Source organism: Pseudomonas serbiensis (assembly GCF_030580745.1).
GTDB classification, from domain to species: domain Bacteria; phylum Pseudomonadota; class Gammaproteobacteria; order Pseudomonadales; family Pseudomonadaceae; genus Aquipseudomonas; species Aquipseudomonas serbiensis.
In genome coordinates this window covers 17677-37790 of record NZ_JAUQOO010000022.1, presented here as the reverse complement: position 1 = coordinate 37790, position 20114 = coordinate 17677, and the positions used below count along the sequence as shown (strand labels likewise).

The 20114-nt window shown below is 56.1% G+C and carries 18 protein-coding genes; 9 read left to right on the top strand and 9 right to left on the bottom strand.

All coding sequences use genetic code 11. The features are described from left to right. Positions 1-38: 38 nt before the first annotated feature. Both Q6A51_RS23215 and Q6A51_RS23210 read left to right on the top strand, forming a co-directional pair. A complete protein-coding gene (locus Q6A51_RS23215; protein ID WP_095058162.1) occupies positions 39-950 on the top strand; it encodes a LysR family transcriptional regulator in 912 nt (303 codons plus the stop codon). Between the two features lie 116 nt (positions 951-1066). Then, positions 1067-1972: a LysR family transcriptional regulator gene (locus Q6A51_RS23210; RefSeq protein WP_095058161.1), complete on the top strand. Its 906-nt coding sequence runs from the start codon at positions 1067-1069 to the stop codon at positions 1970-1972. Positions 1973-2140: 168 nt separating this feature from the next. On the opposite strand, the gene Q6A51_RS23205 is transcribed toward Q6A51_RS23210, so the two are convergent. The 8 genes from Q6A51_RS23205 to Q6A51_RS23170 form a co-directional block, all read right to left on the bottom strand. Next, entirely contained in the window at positions 2141-3169 is a 1029-nt protein-coding gene (locus Q6A51_RS23205; protein ID WP_304575826.1) for an alpha/beta hydrolase, read from the bottom strand. Between the two features lie 498 nt (positions 3170-3667). After that, positions 3668-4156, bottom strand: coding sequence for a (R)-mandelonitrile lyase (locus tag Q6A51_RS23200; RefSeq protein ID WP_304575825.1), 489 nt, complete (start codon positions 4154-4156; stop codon positions 3668-3670). 55 nt (positions 4157-4211) lie between these two features. Continuing rightward, entirely contained in the window at positions 4212-4496 is a 285-nt protein-coding gene (locus Q6A51_RS23195) for a LysR family transcriptional regulator (protein WP_259194248.1), read from the bottom strand. Continuing rightward, positions 4486-4803, bottom strand: coding sequence for an antibiotic biosynthesis monooxygenase family protein (locus Q6A51_RS23190; RefSeq protein WP_060743005.1), 318 nt, complete (start codon positions 4801-4803; stop codon positions 4486-4488). The genes Q6A51_RS23195 and Q6A51_RS23190 overlap by 11 nt, the downstream gene beginning before the upstream one ends. Before the next feature lie 461 nt (positions 4804-5264). After that, positions 5265-6425, bottom strand: a complete 1161-nt coding sequence (locus tag Q6A51_RS23185; protein WP_304575824.1) for an MFS transporter — start codon at positions 6423-6425, stop codon at positions 5265-5267. Between the two features lie 206 nt (positions 6426-6631). After that, a complete protein-coding gene (locus Q6A51_RS23180; RefSeq protein WP_095058157.1) occupies positions 6632-8104 on the bottom strand; it encodes an NAD-dependent succinate-semialdehyde dehydrogenase in 1473 nt (490 codons plus the stop codon). A gap of 88 nt (positions 8105-8192) precedes the next feature. Then, complete coding sequence (locus Q6A51_RS23175; RefSeq protein ID WP_343226763.1) at positions 8193-8372, bottom strand: rubredoxin; 180 nt, start codon at positions 8370-8372, stop codon at positions 8193-8195. A 175-nt stretch (positions 8373-8547) separates the two neighbouring features. Next, a complete protein-coding gene (locus Q6A51_RS23170) occupies positions 8548-10659 on the bottom strand; it encodes a 3-hydroxyacyl-CoA dehydrogenase NAD-binding domain-containing protein (RefSeq protein ID WP_304575823.1) in 2112 nt (703 codons plus the stop codon). A 283-nt stretch (positions 10660-10942) separates the two neighbouring features. Here Q6A51_RS23170 and Q6A51_RS23165 point away from each other — a divergent pair, with 283 nt between their 5' ends. From Q6A51_RS23165 to Q6A51_RS23155, 3 genes are read left to right on the top strand one after another with little or no spacing between them, the layout of a single operon-like run. Then, positions 10943-12112, top strand: a complete 1170-nt coding sequence (locus tag Q6A51_RS23165) for a thiolase domain-containing protein (RefSeq protein WP_013692824.1) — start codon at positions 10943-10945, stop codon at positions 12110-12112. A 4-nt stretch (positions 12113-12116) separates the two neighbouring features. Next, a complete protein-coding gene (locus Q6A51_RS23160) occupies positions 12117-12530 on the top strand; it encodes a Zn-ribbon domain-containing OB-fold protein (RefSeq protein ID WP_304575822.1) in 414 nt (137 codons plus the stop codon). Further along, positions 12531-13703: a lactonase family protein gene (locus Q6A51_RS23155; RefSeq protein ID WP_304575821.1), complete on the top strand. Its 1173-nt coding sequence runs from the start codon at positions 12531-12533 to the stop codon at positions 13701-13703. Between the two features lie 52 nt (positions 13704-13755). On the opposite strand, the gene Q6A51_RS23150 is transcribed toward Q6A51_RS23155, so the two are convergent. Further along, entirely contained in the window at positions 13756-14595 is an 840-nt protein-coding gene (locus tag Q6A51_RS23150; protein ID WP_304575820.1) for an SDR family NAD(P)-dependent oxidoreductase, read from the bottom strand. A 361-nt stretch (positions 14596-14956) separates the two neighbouring features. Here Q6A51_RS23150 and Q6A51_RS23145 point away from each other — a divergent pair, with 361 nt between their 5' ends. The 4 genes from Q6A51_RS23145 (at position 14957) to Q6A51_RS23130 (ending at position 20090) form a co-directional block, all read left to right on the top strand. Next, complete coding sequence (locus tag Q6A51_RS23145; protein WP_304575819.1) at positions 14957-16072, top strand: CapA family protein; 1116 nt, start codon at positions 14957-14959, stop codon at positions 16070-16072. Positions 16073-16075: 3 nt separating this feature from the next. Beyond that, entirely contained in the window at positions 16076-16852 is a 777-nt protein-coding gene (locus tag Q6A51_RS23140) for an SDR family oxidoreductase (protein WP_048392916.1), read from the top strand. Positions 16853-16961: 109 nt separating this feature from the next. After that, complete coding sequence (locus tag Q6A51_RS23135) at positions 16962-18296, top strand: NAD(P)-dependent oxidoreductase (RefSeq protein ID WP_048392915.1); 1335 nt, start codon at positions 16962-16964, stop codon at positions 18294-18296. 423 nt (positions 18297-18719) lie between these two features. After that, positions 18720-20090, top strand: a complete 1371-nt coding sequence (locus Q6A51_RS23130) for an MFS transporter (protein WP_095058150.1) — start codon at positions 18720-18722, stop codon at positions 20088-20090. Positions 20091-20114: the final 24 nt, after the last annotated feature.

The window sequence follows — 20114 nt, the reverse complement described above, 5'->3', positions numbered from 1 at the left end:
GCGGCCGTTCTTTATCAGAAAACACTTTGGAATCAAGCATGAACAATGCTCAAGACTTGGCTTTTTTTCACTTGCTAGCCAAACAAGGCAGCCTTGTCGCAACCGCCAGAGAGCTTGGCGTTACCCCTCCCGCAATTAGTAAAAGACTTTCCGCGCTGGAGAAAAGGTTAGGGGTGAGGCTGGTTAATCGAACTACCCGCTCGATGAGCCTTACCGCAGAAGGTGAACTGTATTACACCCACATCGCCCGCATCCTGACCCAGATCGACGAGGTAGAACAGCTCGTCAGCAGCCGTCGCGCTACGCCCAAGGGCCTGATACGGGTGAATGCATCGCTCGGTTTCGGCCGTCGCCACATCGGACCCGCCTTGGCCGCCTTCTACGCCCTGTACCCGGAAGTGGAGATTCAGCTAGAGATCAGCGACCATCCTTTGGACCTAGCTACCCACGGCTTCGATTTGGGCATTCGCTTCGGTACGTTGCCAGACGCTGCCTTCCACGCGCGTAAAATCGCCTCCAACCGCCGCCTGCTTTGCGCCTCCCCTATCTATCTCGAAAAGTACGGAACGCCGCAAAAACTGACGGACCTGCAACACCACAACTGCATCTTTATTCGTCAGAATGAATCGCCCTACGGCGTATGGAAATTCGCTAACGGCGAACGCACGGAAAATATAAAGGTACACGGCGCCCTGTGCTGCAATGACGGCGAGGTTGCCTTGAACTGGGCCCTGGAAGGTTATGGGTTATTGCTCAGAGCGGAATGGGATATAGCTCGTTATGTGCGTAGCGGACGACTGCGCCTCGTACTGGAAAACCATATGCCCACCCACGCGGACGTCTATGCAGTCTATCCACAGCAACTGCAACTCTCGGCACGAGTCCGGCACCTGATCGACTTCTTGATTGAACGCTTCAAACAGATCGACCACATCGACGATCGGGAATAGCCCTGCCGCCTCGCCACGACCATCTCAGCGCATAGCAAGGCCTGCGCGCTGTAAGCTCTGCGAACAATGCACCAGAATGTTATTGTTCATGCGCACTCACGAAGATCATTCAAGCCATGCAAGACGACATCCTTAAGCAATCCTTTGGTGGATTGATGGCCTTTATTGCCGTCGCCCGCGAAAAGAGTTTTACTCGAGCAGCGGCGCATCTTGGCCTGTCTCAATCGGCGGTCAGCCATGCCGTCAGCTCACTGGAGCGAAATCTGGGCACGCGCTTGCTTGCGCGCAACTCCCGCTCAGTCTCGCCAACGGAAGCCGGTGAAAGGCTACTGGCAACGGTCGGTCCCCGTTTCGAAGAGATAGACGCTGAATTACTGGCATTGTCAGAACTGGGCGAGAGCCCAACCGGGACCGTACGCATCACCGCATCGGATCACGCCATCCGATCGATCATCTCGCCAAAGCTAAAGAAATTCCTACCGAAATACCCTGGGATAAAAGTCGAGCTGTTCGCAGACAATGGACTCATCGACATCGCTGCGGATCGTTTCGATGCCGGCGTTCGATTGGGTGAAGCGGTGGCCCAAGACATGATCGCCGTACGCATCGGTCCCGACATGCGATTTACCGCAGTAGCGACCAGGCGCTACTTCGCCAGTCGACCAAAACCAGAGACACCCGAAGACCTGATGCAGCACAATTGCATCAATCTGCGTCTTCCCACCCATGGTGGATTGTGGCCTTGGGAGTTCGGGGAGGATGGTCGACAGCTTAACATTCGGGTTGACGGTCAGCTGATTTACAACAGCATTTATGATTGCCTTGACGCAGCCATTGCCGGTTTGGGTATCGCCTATGTACCTGAAGACATCGCCGAGCCCTACGTCAAGGCCGGCCACCTGATTCCGGTACTGAAGGACTGGTGCCCCCTGTGGACAGGACTTCATCTCTATTACCCAAGCCGTAGGCAACCCTCAGGGGCTATGACCTTATTGATCGCCGCCTTGCGACACGAGTCATGACGGATAAAAAAAGGCCCTGCACAGCGTGCAGGGCCTGAAAGAGCCATGAAGACTCAAGGGATGAACGTTCCACCAAGGGCAAGTCAAGCGATGCGCACTACGACCTACGTTCAGACTTGAAGCCACAACATCCTGTACAAACCGGGCAGTTGCGGCTTCAAAGATGGGTTACTTCAGGTTGGTCCGGAAGAAAGAAGTCAGCTTGTCGAACGGAATGAGATTCACCCGATCATACAAGTCCACGTGGCCTGCGCCTGGCACGATGACCAATTCCTTAGGCTCACCCGCCAGCTTGAAAGCCTCTTGGCTGAATTCCAGCGAGTGTGCTTCAGAACCTGCGATGAACAGCATAGGACGAGGCGAAATCGACGCAATATCGTTGAACGGATAGAAGTTCATGAACTTCACGTTGCTGGTCAGCGTTGGATGCGTCGTCACGTCAGGCGACGACCCGGCTGGGGTGAACTCACCGCGTGGGGTGCGATAGAAATCGTAGAACTCACGCTGGATCGGATGGGTGTTAGCGTCCAGTTTGTGTACCGTCCCGCTGGTGTACTTGGTCTCACCACCAGTGAACTCTGCATAACGCTGTTCAGCCGCCTCTGCGATGATCTGCTTGCGCTGTTCAAGGGTCTGCGAATGCTTGAGGGCATCGCGATTGGCCGCTCCCATGTCATACATGCTGACGGTTGCAATCGCCCTCATCCGTGGGTCGATTTTTGCTGCACTGATGACGAAGCTGCCGCTGCCACAGATGCCCAGTACACCGATACGGTTACGATCAATGAACGATTGGGTGCCCAGATAATCGACCGCCGCGCTGAACGCCTCGGAGTAAATATCCGGCGCCACGGCATTACGGGGTTGCCCCTCGCTTTCGCCCCAGAATGATTGGTCTATCGCAAGGGTTACAAAGCCTTGTTCAGCGAGCTTCTGGGCGTAAAGGTTTGAGCTTTGCTCTTTGACCGCACCCATCGGGTGGCCAATGATAATCGCAGGGCTTTTGTTGGCCTTATTCAAATTCTTCGGCACATACAGATTCCCAACGACTTTCATGCGGTACTGATTATTGAAGGATACCTTCTGCTCAGTCACCTTATCACTCTTGAAAAAGTTGTTCGCGCCGTTGGACATATCGGCTGCCATTGCAGTAAACGAACTCGCCAGCAGGGCCAGCGTTAAAAATAATTTCTTCATGGTGTTGTTCCTAATTAAGAACCGATGTGTGGACATCCAGAACGACCGCGGCCTGACCCAGGCTCGATGAACGCCAGTAGAGTCCAATCCAGTTGGCCAGCTACGCTGAACGAGGCATTCGGCTTTTATGCCGGGCACTTCCCTTCATGGCATTACGTCTAAGCCCACAAAGGATCAATTCGTCGACGTCAATGTATTCGAGGCGCTGCCCGAAAAACACCACATCCAATTGAATGGAACCATGCATAAAAGTAATTAATAGAGATCGAATCGCCTGAGACCGAGGACTGGTGCACTGACGATTTTATTAGCGGCAGCTCAGGGACCGCCCACGGAGTCCGGGAGGCTCATCGACCTGCCCTTCAATCAATAACAAAAAAGATACCGGCGACCCACTGCGCCAAGCATCAATGTAACAGAATAATGCAAACCTAGTTGTCGACTTTTCCATCCCAGTTTCAAACTAGACCGCGTGGAACCGCAGATGCCTGGAGGGCTTCATTGCAAGTGCCCGTACTGCTCATCAGTAACCGGTTCCAGCCACTCGACATTTTTCCCGTCCTGTACCTCTTGAATTGCCAAATGCGTCAAGCCGGTGGAGTTCGTGGCCCCATGCCAATGCTTTACACCCGGAGGTGTCCAAATCACATCGCCAGGCCTGATGACGATTTTCTCCCCCCCTTCTTGCTGGATCCATCCAACGCCGGCCGTGACAATCAGATTCTGGCCCGCAGGATGAGTGTGCCAAGCTGATCGGGCCCCTGGTTGAAAGGTTACAGCACCTGCCGTAACCCTTGATGGCGGTCGCGCTGCAAATAATGGATCAACCCTGACGGTGCCGACGAAATTGCTGGAGGAGCCCAGGACAGAAGGTTGCTCCCCGTTTCTGGCAATTTGCATCGTGTTCTCAGGCTCATCGGCAGCGTGCAACGAACTTGAAATCATTAAGGTTGCGCTAAGCACTGACACGGCAAACGTTATTCTCATCGATAAGCTCCTGCTTGAAATGGGTACTCAAAAAAAGAAGGGACGGTACTGCCGATCATCCTCCAGAGGGGCGTATAACGTCCTGGATCCTCATCAATGCCGGCGCCAACCCCCGCACGATTTCGTTGGCCTTGGCCGTGGGCACCAGCTCCTTCGAACGTCGGATAAACAAGGGGTCTTTAAAGTGGACGCGCAGTTTCGCCAGCGTATTGCTCACCGCTGGCTGCTTTACGTTCAGTCGTTCGGCTGCCCGCGTCACGCCTCGCTCGCGATAGACCACCAAGAGAATGAACAAGGCATTGAGATCGATCGCCGTAAATAGCGCTTCATCAAGCTTCATCGTGCGGTCCCCTTCCGATTTGGGGCGTGAAACTGGCAAACGTCAGGTTGGAACATGACGTTACCAAATGATTGACCAACGCCGTCATCGACTCACTCTCAAAGTGCTCAGTCATCATCGATGCCGCGCTCCAGTAGCCACTGAAGACCCACAAACCAGGATCGCGGGAGCTGCGAATCACGCTATAGCCCAGGCATCCGTGTACTTTTTCAAAAGTCTCCGCGTACGCCTTTAAACGCTGTTCAAAGTGTTGGTCAACCTCTTCGATCACTCGAATCTCCAAGGTATTAACTGCGGCGATATTCATATCCGGCCCTGCTTTGCTTGGGTAATAAAATTAAATTACGACTGCGTGCAATGCCTGTGGTGCGCGCGTTCAAGTCTCGCATCCAACGAAAGCATTTCTGCTGCAGCAGCGAGACAAACCTAGCCCCGGCATCGACCGCTGGCTATACGGCACCTTGTTGATACGCTCATGAACTTTTCTCAACAGTGCTCGTGCTTGAACTGCGCCACCACGAGTCCCGTTGAACGACGGTAGCTAAGCCATGAGCGGCACGTCCTGCAAAGACAGATGTCGCCGAATCAAGAAGGCACCTATGAAAACAACGAGTTAAGAGCTATCGCGATAAACAGAATGGCATCACTTGAACATCGTCGGGTCGCGATCCGGTGAATGCCGACTGAGCATTTGGCAGCCATGAAACGCGGTCGAGAGGAATGCATCTACGCCGCGCGCTCTTCCAGGGAGATATATCCCGCAATAATTTACTGCCGTGGAAAGGCGTGACACCTCCCTCCCATAACCACCACGAGGGAAGCGCTAACGATGAGCAGCGCAAACCCCGAGAGACTTACTATCCCGAAGTAGCTTAGGAGCAAACCACCTACGGCACCTCCGCCAAAAATCCCCAAGTTGTAGATGGTCGTCAATATCGCCGTTGCCAGCTCCGCATTATCTTCTGCCACCCGCCCCGTCGCTGATTGGAAAACAGTAGGCATGCCGCCGAACGAAGCCCCCCACACAAATATCGCAGCCGAAGCGATCATTTGATACGGAGCCGCTATCAGAACAACCATCGTCACAGCTGTGCACGTCAACGCGGTGGTCGCTATAAGCCGCAGCCTCGTATCGACGAAACGTCCGGCGATCAGTACGCCCAGGATGGCGCCCGTACCGAACAGAAACAGGCCCTGAGCGGTCCCGCCTGACAGCCTGGTTTTTTCCGCGAGCGGCGCCATATAGGTGTACAGCGTGTAATGAGCCAGGATCGCGCAAAAAGCCGACAGCAAGATCACTCTCAACCCCGGGGTGCGAATGACGTCATGAATCGAAGTGCCGTCCTTGCGCTCCTCTCCCGGCATGGGCGGCACGACCAGCAAAACCCAAACGATGACAAGCAGCGCGAGCAGCGAAAGCAATCCATAGCTGAAACGCCATCCAAGCAATGAGCCCAGCATGCTACCCAGGGGCAAACCGGCGACCATGGCCACGGTACTCCCCGCCAGGGTAATCGCGACAGCCCGTCCCATGTCTTTGCGATCGACCAAGCGGATGGCATAACCACAGATGACCGGCCAGACAACTCCTGCGGCCAGGCCAGCCACCACCCGTGACGCGACCGTCAGCGCATAAGACGTCGAGATGGCGGTAATACCGTTAGCCACTGCAAAGCTCAGCACGAGCATGATGTACAACGATTTGCGAGGCAGACTTCGAGTGAGCGCCACAATGGGGATTGCGGCTGCAGCGGAGGCCAATGCATAGATGGAAACCAATAAACCGATACCAGCGGGGGGCTGTTCAAGGCTCTCCGACATCGCAGGCAGAACCGCTGCCGGCATCGTCTCGGTCAGAATGGTGAGAAACGCTGTAGTGGACAGGGCAAGTAGCCAGATCATAGGCAGGCGACCACTATGGGCACTCATGGCCAGACTCCTTAGTCGGATGCGTTCTTGCGAAGGCGCATTGATGCCTTGCGTATCAAAAAAACTCCGACGTTAGCAGGAAGCTGCTTCAGGAAATGCCTGCCTCAGTGAATGCTCCTATGAATCCAAGTGGTCACTGGATTGGCCTTGATCATCAAATAAAGCCAAAGCCCCCAACGCCCGTCACGGAAACTGGGGGCACTGAGTCAGACGCGAGCAGTTTTCTGTAGCACGGTCTTGCTGACCATGTAGGAGTCCAGGCTCCACGGCCCCCCCTCTCTTCCAATACCACTGTCCTTCACACCGCCAAACGGCGTGTCAGGATCCGGCGCACCGAAATGGTTAATCGACAGGACTCCAACATCCAGCTCACGACTCAATCGTTCAGCCTGTTCCAGTGAATTGGTGAACGCAAAAGCAGCCAAACCCACGGATAGACTGTTGGAAATCTCGATGGCCTCCTCAAGGGTCGAGAAACGAACCGCGACAGCGACCGGACCAAAAGGCTCATCGGTCATGATGGCGCAATCCAGTGGAGTGTCGACCAGCAGAGTCGGCGCAAAATAATAACCACGCTCACCTACACGATGCCCACCCACGGCAACCTTGCCGCCACGCGCCAATGCGTCATCGACAAAATGCTGCATCGCGGCGAGGCGCCGGACACTGGTGACCGGCCCCATGTCAGACTTCGTATCCATGCCGTTGGCCACACGTACCTGATCGGCGGTTGCCACAAACGCAGCGACGAACTCGTCGTAGATGCTCTCGTGTACCAGGAAACGACCTGGCGCAGCACACCACTGAGCGTTGATCCGAATTTTGCTCTTGAGTGCCATCTTGCCGATTTCCGCGGCATTGACCCCTTCGCAAACGATGACCGGGGCATGGCCGCCGAGCTCCATCAGCACCGGCTTCATGGCCGCACCCGCCAGCTGGCTCAAATGCTTGCCGACTGCCACCGACCCCGTCAGGGTCACCATGCGGGTCACTGGCGACTCGATCAGGGTCGAGGACACTAGCGCCGGGTTGCCAAACACCAGATTCAATACGCCCTTGGGCAAACCGGCTCGCTCGAAGCACTGAACCATGGCTACTGCCGCGCCAGGGGTTTCTTCTGGGGCTTTCAAAATGATGGAGCACCCGGCGCACAGTGCACCGCTGATCTTTCGCGACGGCGCGCTCAGCGGCACATTCCATGGCGTGAACGCCGCAACTGGACCGATTGGCTGACGAAGAATCGATTTCTGCATTTGGGCTTCGCCCGGAACGATGGTCCCGTAGGCTCGCAGGGCCTGTGCCATGTCCCAATCGAAGAAGCTCGCCGAACGCTCCACCTCCGCACGCGCATCTGCAATTAATTTGCCGTTCTCTCGGGTGATGATCTGCGCGATTTCTTCGGAACGTGCACGCACGCCTGCGATGGCACGACTGATGATGATATTACGCTCAGCCGCTGGTGTGTCCCGCCAGATTCTGAACCCCCGCTCAGCGGCGGCCAACACGCGTTCCAGGTCAGCGGTCGTGGCCCCAGGAACGCTGGTGAGCGATGCTTCGGTGCTGGGGTCCAACACTTCAAAGCAAGAGGGGCGGTCGAAAATCCATTCACCGTCGATGAAGAGGCCGACGCGCGGATGATCAGCATCGGCGATGACATTATTATTGGTTTCAATGGACATCTGAATTCCCTCTACATTTGGCGCCAAGGGGCTCGGTTGATATCGCCCTCAATCACCAAAAAAAACACTGCGCCGGAAAGGCTATTAATCAAATCTCGACCATCTCGAAGTCCAGCTTCGTCGCCGAACACTCAGGGCAAATCCAATCCTGGGGAACATCTTCCCACCGAGTTCCGGCAGGTATGCCCTCTTCCGGAATACCTTCGGCTTCGTCATACATGAAGCCGCATAAAATGCATTGCCAAATTTTGAATTCGCCCTCGGACAAGGCTTGTGTGGACGTGTCACTGCTCATGATTTTTCTTCCGTTTCGTTTCTACTTGTTGGCCCCTTTGCCGACCATGGGAAGCGTTTCGTAACCCTTGGGGGACAGCAACCAGGGCGTTGCTTTCATTAAAAGAACAACCGTTACCGGCCGCACACGGCCATCGTTGCCGTGCTTTTCATATGACTGATTTCAGCTCTCTCAGGGACAGCCCTTCATTGGCCGCTTTCGACAGCAGCGGACTAGGAGTCCAACGCCTGCCGTATTGCTCATGCCATTGCTGCACTTGCAGATGGATTTCCTTGGCCCCGATCGTGTCAGCCCAGTACAGCAGCCCTCCTCGATGGCGAGGAAATCCAAAGCCGTACAACCACATGACATCAATGTCACTGGCTCGATATGCCTTGCCTTCATCCAGGATCTTGCAGGCCTCGTTGATCGAGGCGAATAACAGACGTTTGAGGATTTCACTGTCGGTAAAGGTACGCTGAGGCGTGCCAAGCTCATGGGCGACGGTCGCGATGATCCGCATCACTTCTTCATCGTGACGAGGTGTGCGGCCACCTTCTTCATAGCGATACCATCCGACCCCATTTTTCTGGCCCTTGCGGCCCAGCTCGACCATCCGATCCGGGACATGGAGCTTCCTGTATTGAGGGTCAGCTGCCGCGCGACGCTTGCGCGTGTCATAGCTGACATCCAGACCGGACAGATCGCTCACAGCGAACGGCCCCATCGGATAGCCAAATTCAACCATGACCCTGTCGATCTGCTCAGGGCGTGCTCCCTCCTCAAGCAGTAGCATCATTTCCGTGACCAGCGGCGCGCGACTGCGATTTGCCGCGAAGCCATCGCACGTCCCGGAGACCGCACAGACTTTTTTAAGATCGCGGCCCATCTTCATGGCCCGCACAACTGTCTCGATCGAGGTTTGATCACCCTTCACGATTTCGCACAGTTTCATCGCGTTCGCGGGAGCGAAGAAATGAGCGCCGGCGACGTACTGCGGTCGGCCTGTCATGTTGGCCATGACGTTGATATCAATCGCGGAAGAGTTCGTCAGCAACAGCGCGCCAGGCTTCATCACGGCATCGAGTTTGGTGAATACGTCCTTCTTCAAATCTATCCGTTCAAACACCGCTTCAACCACGACATCGCAGTCGCCGATTTCTTCGTAGTGGGAGACAGGCTGGACAAACTGAAGGCACGCATCCATCTCTTCCACGGTCATGCGTCCGCGCTTGACCTTTACGGCGTAGATGTCACGTATGCGCTGCAGGCCCCTGTCCAGTGCTTCGGCACTCGCTTCCAGGAGCTTCACCACAATGCCTGCGTCAGCGAAGCAAATGGCAATACCCGCGCCCATTGTTCCCGCGCCGATCACCGCAGCGGACGTCACACCAGCAGGCTTGAAACCCGGGGGCGCATCCGGAACCTTGGCAGCCTCACGCTCAGCAAAAAATGCATAGCGAAGTGCCTTGGCAACATCAGACCCCTCCAGCTCAGAAAACAAGCGGCTCTCAACCTCTAGAGCCTCATCAAACGACAGGCTGAAAGCTGCTTCGATACAGTCGATCGCGTACTGTGGCGCTTTGTTGTGAGGAGACTTTTTGGCTGCTTCGCGGCGTGCCGCTTGCAGCACATCCATGGTTGTCGCATCCATCGGTTCGAGCACCAAATCGCGTACGCGCTGCGGTTGAGCCTGCGCCACGGCCTTTGCATAGCTTACGGCGGCATCACGAAGCTCTTGGCTTTGTGTTCCTGGAACAATCTGGGAGATAAGCCCGATCTTCAATGCTTCGACGGCATGGACATGGCGGCTTGAGACGAGCAAATCGGTGGCTACGGCAGCCCCGACCAGCCTCGGCAAGCGCTGCGTACCGCCGCCTCCCGGTATCAACCCGAGAGCGACCTCGGGCAATCCGAGCTTGGCTGCGGGCAATGCAATCCGGTAATGGCAAGCGAGGGCGTGCTCGAGACCGCCTCCCAGCGCATATCCATGAATAGCCGCGACAGTCGGCTTGGCGCCGGCGTCAAGTGCCGCGGCGCTCATGCGGGTAGTGATTGTTCTCGCCTTGCCAAACTGTCGAATATCAGCACCCGCGATGAAATTCTGACCGCCCCCCATCAACACGATCGCCGCGACAGCCGGGTCGGCGTTCGCATGGGCAACGGCGTCAATGATGCTCCCTCTCATCTCGGGAGTCAGGGCGTTGACGGGCGGATTGTTGACTGTGATTACGGCCACAACGCCTTCGACTTCGTAACTGACCATCAGGCTTTCGCTCATCTCATCTTCCTGTCAAAAAAAAATAAGGCCTGCCCCTACCCCGCGACCGCTCGCATCCAATGAGCATCCTGGTTTGGCCCGGAAATTTGAGTGCAGCGCCATCCTGCGCTCCAAACAACGTTGAATCGATGGTAGCATGAGTTTTGATAATCAGCACAGATTTCACTGACCGGAACTTTGCGTCATACTACTTTTGTCTTTTACGGTGGGCCGCCCCCCCCTGAACGAAGGTACCGGAAAGCACATTCGAGCTTCATCTTCATGCACTGAGGAAACCCTAGAGATGACAATAAAAGGCAGGGCATACATCGTCGGAGCGTATGAGCACCCCCTACGCAAGGCCCCCCATCATTCGGTGGCGCAGCTACATGCGGAGGCGGCGAAAGGAGCAATTGAAGACGCGGGATTAAGCAAAGATGACATCGACGGATATTTCTGCGCGGGCGATGCACCCGGCGGGAATGTATGGTCGATGGCCAACTACCTGAATCTGGACAAGCTGAGGCATGTCGATTCGACCGATATGGGAGGATGTTCTTATCTCGCCCATATCGCCCACGCTGCAGAATCAATAGCAGCGGGCAGATGCAACGTGGCGCTGATTACACTGGCCGGTCGCCCCAACTCTGAAGGCATCTCTGGGATACAGGCGCGCGTACGAGGCGTCAATCTACCGGACGCGCCATTCGAGATGCCCTATAACCCAGTCACGTTGAACCTCTATGCCATGTGTGCGATGCGCCACATGCATGAGTACGGCACAACCAGCGAGCAACTGGCCTGGGTCAAGGTCGCTGCCTCTCATCATGCGCAACACAACCCTCTGGCGATGTTGCGCAAAGTGGTCTCGGTCGAAGATGTATTGGCATCGCCGATGATTTCTGACCCCCTGCGGCGTCTCGACTCCTGCGTCGTGAGCGACGGCGGCGGCGCAGTTATCGTTGCCCGCCCGGAGATTGCCAAGGCCCTCAACAGACCACGGGTACGGATACTTGGCTGCGGTGAATCCACTAAACACCAGATGGGTGGACGCCTCGACTTGAGCTATACCGGCGCCGCGTGGACCGGCCCTCGAGCTTTCGAAGAGGCAGGTGTGACGCCGGCCGACATCCAGTACGCCTCCATCTATGACAGCTTCACCATCACCGTCATCCTGCAACTTGAAGACCTGGGATTCTGCAAAAAAGGCGAAGGCGGAAAATTCGTGTCGGACGGCAACCTTATTTCGGGCATCGGCAAGTTGCCGTTCAACACCGATGGCGGCGGCCTGTGCAACAACCATCCCGCCAATCGCGGCGGGATCACAAAAATAATCGAAGCCGTACGACAGCTTCGAGGCGAGGCTCATCCAAAGGTGCAAGTTCCCAACTGTTCGCTAGCCCTCGCCACCGGCATCGGCGGCGCGATAGGTCATCGGCACGGTGCAGCCACCGTCATCATGGAAAGGGAGTAAAAACATGTCGACCCCCTACACAGAACGCCCCATCAGCGACCCCATCCTGAACCCCGGTGATGAACCCTATTTCGACGCGGCGACCGAGGGGCGTCTGCTCTTGAAGAGCTGCAATGCCTGCCATCAACCGCATCATTATCCTCGTGCGTTGTGCCCGTTTTGCTGGAGCACCGATGTCGAATGGATCACCGCAAGCGGGACTGGGGCGATCTACACCTTCAGCATCACACGACGTGGCGCATCAGCACCGTACTGCATTGCCTATGTGCGCCTCGACGAGGGACTGATGATGCTTACGAACATTGTCGATGTTGATCTGGACAGTGTTCGCATCGGGCAGCGGGTCAGGGTCGCGTTTAAAGAATCAGAAAGCGGCATGTCCGTTCCCATGTTCACCATTGACCATTCGGAGGCTTGAATGAGCAGCCGCGCCGTACTCTACAGCGCCGTAGGTGATGTCATCACGCGCTATATGATTGACGTAGACAGCGCAACGCTCCACAGGATGGAAAGCGTCACTGTGGCCTCAAAGGTGCAATACGCATGGCCTCATCCATCCGGCGGCTTCCTGTATGTCTCAACAAGCGACGGTGGCCCGAGGGTGGAGTCCCATCACAATCAAGTCAGCGCTTACTCGTTGGGACCTGACGGGCAACTCAACACTCACGGCTTACCTGCGCGACTTCCCTACCGAGCGGTACATTTGTGTATCGACCCCCTGGGACGATTTATCGTCAATGCCCACAATTTCAAGCGCGGCTCATTGACTGTGCACCGCATCAACGCAGACTGCACAATTGGCAGCTGCCAGGCTCAGGATCCGAACACCGACTTTGGGGTCTATCCGCACCAGGTCATGTTTTATCCATCCGCCAAACACGTCCTGGTAGTTGACCGCGGCAATAACGCAACGACAGACAAGCTGGAAGATCCCGGGGCACTCCGTTCATTTCGGCTAACTGAAGAACATCTCCAAATGAGCGATGTGGTTGCGCCGAATCATGGCCATGACTTCGGCCCGCGGCATGTCGACTTTCATCCGACGCATCCATGGCTTTACGCAGCCGACGAGCGAACCAACCGTCTCTACATGTTCCGACATGACGGTGACCGGATCGAGGCCGAGCCAGCCTTCACGCGGGGAACGCTGCGAACCCCTGAGCACGTGCACCCACGACAACTCGCCGGTGCAATCCATGTCCATCCAAGCGGGAAGTTTGTTTACCTGGTAAATCGCGCAGATGCGACGCACTCCCACCAGGGGCGCCCAGTGTTCTCCGGAGGTGAAAACAACATAGCCGTCTACGCTATCAACCCTGAAACAGGCGAGCCCACACTTGTTCAGCATGTGGACACTCGTTCCTTTCACGTCCGAACATTTGCCTGTGATCCCAGTGGCCGCTTGCTCGTCACGGCGAGTATCAAGGCCTTGGCCGCATACGATGATGAAAAAGGGCTGACCGTAACGCCCGCGACACTGTCGATATTCCGGATAGGTGATGACGGGCATCTCAAGTACGCTCGAAGCGTTGATGTCGAGACGCCAGGAAATCAACTTCAGTACTGGATGGGTATTGTCGGGCTACGTTGATTGAGCGGTAATGCGCCGATGGTCCCCCACTGCCAGCAGTGGGGGACTACGATTAAATACGATTGAGCAACCGGCCGCCGTCCACCGCCAATGAGATACCCGTGATGAAATTGGCTTCATCGGACGCAAGAAACAGGGCCGCGTTCGCAACATCCCAAGCGGTTCCCTGGCGGCCGAGCGGCACCTTGGCGTTGCGCTCCGCGCTGACCTGCTCACGCGTCTGGTTCCACGCTTGAATACGCGCCTCGACCGCCATCGGCGTCGAGATCAAGCCTGGCAGGATGCAGTTCGCCCTGATCCCATAAGGGGCATTTTGAAGCGCCAACTGCTCGGTGAAAGCAATGACACCCGCTTTTGTAGCCTTGTACGTTACATAGGGATACTTACCCAATGCCGCCGCGGATGACACATTGACGATAACCCCGCCCCCTTGTTCACGCATGATTGCTACTGCGTGCTTACAAGCAAAGACGGTACCGCGAAGATTGATACGGCAAATGTTATCGAACTGATCTTCGGTGATGTCCATCAAGTCGCCGTCACCACCGGCGAGGCTGACCCCCACATTGTTGTGCAGGACGTCCAGGGACCCCCAACGTTTTTTTGCCATCTGCATGGCAAGGGCCAACTCGTGTTCCCGGGTCACATCCGCAGAAAATGCTGCAGCGGAGCCGCCCTCTTGAATGATCATCGCCGCAGTTTCCTCAGCGGACTCGATTTGCCGATCAACGGCCAGGACGTGCGCCCCTTCACGCGCAAATCGAATGGCCGCCGCTCGACCGTTACCCATGCCTTCGCCCGGGCTTTGTCCAGCACCAATAACAACAGCAACTTTCCCGGCAAGCCGCCCTGCCGGTGTGTGCCCCTGCGTTTGATCCAGTGACCTTGCCATTTCCGCCCTCTCTTATTTTCATGTAAGCGATTGAACTAACTGATAATTTCAAATAGTAGACTGGCACCAACGTCGTTTTCCTGAACAGGTGTCGACCCTCGACCTGCCATAGAGACGGTCAGGTAGGTAACGCCTGCGCCCGGACGGATGTCAAAATCGATACTATCACATGTTCTTATTATCGATACCTGTTCCAATCATCAGAACCACGAAAATCCAGACTGACTCTTTATCCAACGACATGATGCCTGTACAAATCGTGGTCATGCCGTTTTCGCGGTGCTATTATTAGTTCTATCTAGCAGCATCTGTTTCATTGATCGAAACCATAAATTTCCCACAAAAATAATAGGAGGGAAAAATGACATCGAACGCCACCATACTGATCGGCGGGGACTGCGGCCCCACGCATGGAGCGAAAGACGGCTTCCCGGTGGAGGGGTACACAGAACTCGTCCTGCCGACTCTTGCCTCGGCCGATATGCGTTTCATCAACTGCATGCGCACCTACTCGGATCGCACCGTGCGCGCAGACCATGCCCCTCAAGTCGGTCAGCCCGTTGAAATGGCTGCTATTTTCACCAATGGCAGGTTCGACGCGGTGACTCTGGCAAACAATCACAGCTACGACAGCGGCCCGGATGCCCTCGTGGATACCCGGGACTTTTTTGTCTCGCGCGGCATCCAGGTGACAGGCGCAGGTCGGGATCTGGAAGAAGCACGACGTCCAGCCATCATTGAACACGACGGCATCAAGGTCGGTTACTTGGGCTATACCTCGCTCGGTCCTGCCGGCAGCGAGGCAGGACTGCAAAAACCTGGCGTGACCAGTATCAAGGTCGATACCTCCTATGAAACACGAGGTCCCCACCAGCCCGTTCGCATTCGCACGGAACCTGACTCCAGCGACCTGGCGAACCTGGTCGAGGACATCAAGAAGCTGAAAGGTGAGGTAGACGTCGTTATCCTGGCTTTTCACTCCGGCGTCATCCGGCTGCCGCGCGTGATCTCCGATTACCAGGTGACCGTAGCCCATGCTGCCATTGATGCAGGTGCAGATATGGTGGCGTGCCACGCACCGCATATTCCCAAAGCGATCGAGATGTATAAGGGCAAAGCCGTCTTCTACAGTCTCGGCGTGTTCGCAATGACCAAGTCGTTTCCCGCGCCTTCATGGAGCGAGCCCGCCTGGTCTCACGGTGCGGTTCGCAATCACGCGGACCTCGATCCCGAATATCCTTTTATGCCCTACGGCAAGGCCTGTACGTTGAGCTTGCTCGCCAAAGCAGTGGCGACCAAAGACGGCATACAAAAGGTTTCGTTCCTTCCGATGGTCATGGACGCACGGTATCGGCCTGAAGTGCTGAATCACGACGATCCTCGATTCCAGGAAGTGCTTTCCTACCTGGAGTGGGCCTCCGAAGACATGCCACATCGATTCAGCGTCGAAGGCAATGAAATCATCGTGTCGGAGTAAATCATGGACTTGAAGATCAACGGAAAAGTGGCAGTCATCACCGCCGCCAGCGCAGGTTTAGGCAAAAACATTGCTCACGCGCTGGCAGCCGAGGGCGTTCATGTGGTGCTGTTTGCACGTTCGGCGGACAAACTGACCGCCCTCGCCCAGGAAATAACGGCAAAGCACGGCGTGCGTGCAGTCGCGGTTCCCGGCGACATGCGCGTCGCCGCTGATGTAAAGCGCCTCGCCGACACGGTGAACGCTACATTCAACGGCACCGACATCCTCGTCCTGAACACGGGACGAGCCCCCAATCCGCTGCGGGCGACGCTCGACGAAACTGAAGAGGAACGGTGGCAAGAGGCCTATCAAAATCAACTCTGGGGGACCATCCAGGTCGCCAAGGAAATGGTTCCTCAGATGCTCAAGAAACAATGGGGTCGCGTCATCGCCATTACCTCGGCATCGGTGAAGCAGCCCATGCCGCACCATAGCCTTTCAACCGTTTTTCGCGCCGGCGTCACCGCGTACATGAAACATCTCGCGAACGAGGTGGGCTCTTGCGGCATCACTGTCAATTGTGTAGCGCCGGCATTGATCGACACATCGCACCGCACCGGCACCGCCGCGTACACCCCGGAGCAGGCAGAGGCACGCCGCAAACTCACACCGCTCGGCCGCATGGGGGAGCAAGACGAGGTCTGTGGCGTGGTCGCGTTTCTCGCATCCACACAGGCGGGTTTCATCACTGGATCGAGCATCAGCGTTGATGGCGGCATGATCGGTTCATTGCTTTAGCGTTCAGGCAATACGCTTTCATCGCACCCCAGGACAATAAAAGTATCTGCACCATTCCCCCGATACGCCGCATGCGTCGGTTGAATGGTCACAAGAGAGGCGACAGGCAATGAAAATCGGATACATCGGACTCGGTGCCCTCGGCAGTCAACTCGCTCGTCGATTCCTGTCTCACTCGTTATGCGTGTGGGATATCAACACGGCCGCCGTCGACACGTTCAAGAAACTGGGCGCCGACGTCGCGCCCACGGCGGCCGACCTGGCTCGCCGGTGTGACGTCATCTTCCTGTGCCTGCCACGCAGCTCGGACGTCAGGTCTGCGCTGTTCGGTCCAAACGGCCTCGCGGCCGGATTGGTGCCGGGGACACTGATCATTGATCAGACAAGTGGCATTCCGGGTGAGACCAGACGTATGGCCGAAGAACTGGCCGAACGCGGTATCGACATGATGGATGCTGCGGTGTCTGCAAGTCCGCTGGTCGTTGCCGAAGGCAAAGCCACGCTGATGGTTGCGGGCTCGGATACGGTTTACGAGCGCGCCCTCCCCGTTTTACAAGTTATTACCCAAACGATTTATCGTTGTGGCGACAGGGTCGGCGACGGCCAAGCCATGAAAATGGTCAACAACGCCATGAATGCTGGCTGCCGACTAGGGACCCTTGAGGTCGTGGCCATGGGCAAAAAAGCCGGCCTTTCACTGCCCCTGATGGCGGACGTGTTGAACCGCAACAAAGCGCGAAATCAAACCACAGACAGGATGCTGCCCGCGCTCGCCCAGGGAAAACCCTCCACCAATTTCGCCCTCGCTTTGATGCTCAAAGACGTCGATCAAGCCGTCGCGCTGGGAATGTCCAGGGATGTCCCGATGCCGCTAACCGCTCTGGTCAGGGCATTGTTGCAAATCGGAACCAACACCTTGGGGCCAAACGCGCAGCTCGAAGACATGGTCGGGCTCATCGAAAGCATGGCGGCGACAAAATTGTACGACGGCGATGCCGTGACGCCGAACACGGATGGTGCCCCTCAAGCGTGCCCTGAAGATCACGCCATCGAGCTGGTCACAGGTGCGATCGCATCGCTATGCAGCGCGATTACTTATGAATGCACGGCGGCAGGCCTGCGATATGGGCTGGCATTGGAAGACATGGCACTGGTCCTGGAAAAGACATCGGGATGGAGTGAATCCTCTCGCTCTATTTATACCCAATTGTTATCCAGTCACGCCCTGGATAACACGGCACTCTCGAGCGAAAAAACCATCCTCAAAGCGGCCTGTTTGCGCGGCAACGATCTTGGCGCTCCCATGTTGATCGCCAATGCTGCACGAAGCCTCTTCGAGCAAGCGGATCATCAGATCAGCGAACCCGTCCCGATAAAAGACTTGAGCACGTTCTACAGCTCTATTTCCGCGGTTCAGTTCAAGCCCTCCTCCAACTGCAATTGATTGGCGGCTCACGAATAGTGAGCGTGGAATCGATCGAGGTCTATATGAAAACCAAAATCTGTCCTGATGCGGCGGTAAGCCAGTGGCACCTTCTGCAGGAAACAAGCCCACGCTCGGCTACCTGCCTGGCCCGGCAAACCTCGCCAACCTATTAACAAATAGTGAACGCGTATTGCTTTTAAACCCCAGCAACACGCGTCTTTCTAACATAACCTCCGTTAGCGGATTGCGTCATCGCAGAAACGCTTTTCACAAACGTTACGCTCGCTGACTACCACGATTCATCCGGCGAAAACGCAACATTGATCCACGCCTCGAACATCTCTAAGGCCTGATGGCGAAGCAACACTGTTTCATCCTGCAGTCTTGATGCATCAGCTTTGCATCAACTAATAAAAACCATCCTGTCACAGGAGAAGACGCATGACGAAGACGAAAACGACCAGTTCTCGGCGATCGCTAGCCGCTGGCGCTATCGGGAACTTCGGTGAGATCTACGATTTCGCTGTATTCGGGTTCTCAATACCCATTTTATCCGTCCATTTTTTTCCCGGCTCAGATCGAACTGCCGCGCTTCTGAGCACGTTCGCAGTCTATGCAGTGGCCTTCGTAGCCCGCCCCCTGGGTGGCTTGATGTTTGGCTATCTGGCGGACCGCCTTGGCCGTATCAGGGTCATGGCGATGACCGTTTGGCTCATGGCACTAGGCACCGCGATCATCGGGCTGCTTCCGACCTATGCAACCATCGGGATCGCCGCACCGTTACTGCTGTTGCTCTGTCGAATCGCACAAGGCTTGGCACTGGGTGGCGAAACGACCGGCTCGACCAGCTACATCGTCGAGTCGGCACCGGAGAATCGCAGAGGATACTGGCTTGGCTTCACGCTGATTTTCTCTCACCTGCCCAACGCCGTCGTGGCCGGTTTGGTCGTCGCACTCCAGCTTGGAGCGGGGGATCAAGCGTATTCAGACTGGGCGTGGCGCGTCCCTTTCCTTCTTGGAGGCATTATCGGAGTGGTCGGGTTCTGGCTGCGCCGCAACATCGATGAGCCTGAAGAGTACAAGCAAGCCCGCCAGGCCAGTAAAGCCAGCAAAATCAAGAAGAATCCGCTGATAGCGGCCATTCGCTGCGGTGGATTGAGGGGTATGTTGCACGTGTTCATGGTCCAACCGGTTTTTTCGGTAGGGGCTTACCTATTGCTCGGCTTTATGTACACCTTTCTAATTGAGGTCGGAAAGCTGGATTCCACCTCGGCTTTGATCTCAAACGCCATCGCCGTCATCGTACTTTCAGCCCTACTTCCGTTAGGAGGTTTATTGAGTGATCGGTTTGGCCGCAAGCGAGTACTGACATTTGGTGCGGCATGGATAGCGCTCTCGGCATATCCGGCCATGTACTTGGCTGCCTCGGGTTCTTTCGCTAGCGCCGTGGCCGGGCAAACACTCCTCGCTGCCGGATTGGGGATTTATGGGGCAGCCAGCTTTGTGGCCGCAGCGGAATTTTTCCCGACATCGTTCCGTGCAACCGGACACGCCATTTCCTATCAGACAAGTGTCGCGATGTTCGGCGGAACGTGCCCATTGATCGCTGCGTACCTGTCCCAGGCGTTTGGCTCCCCGCTGGCGCCGGCCTTTTACGTCACGTTGATTGCCGTGCTCTGTCTGATCACAACTCAGTTTGTTCCTGAGACTCGTGGAATAAACCTGCGCACCTCAGTGGGCAACAAGGCAAGCAACAAGGCGAGTGAACTACCGCAGCCCCAGAAGACAATGCGGCAAGAGCTCTCTACATAACCCTTTTTGCAATCAACTGATCGG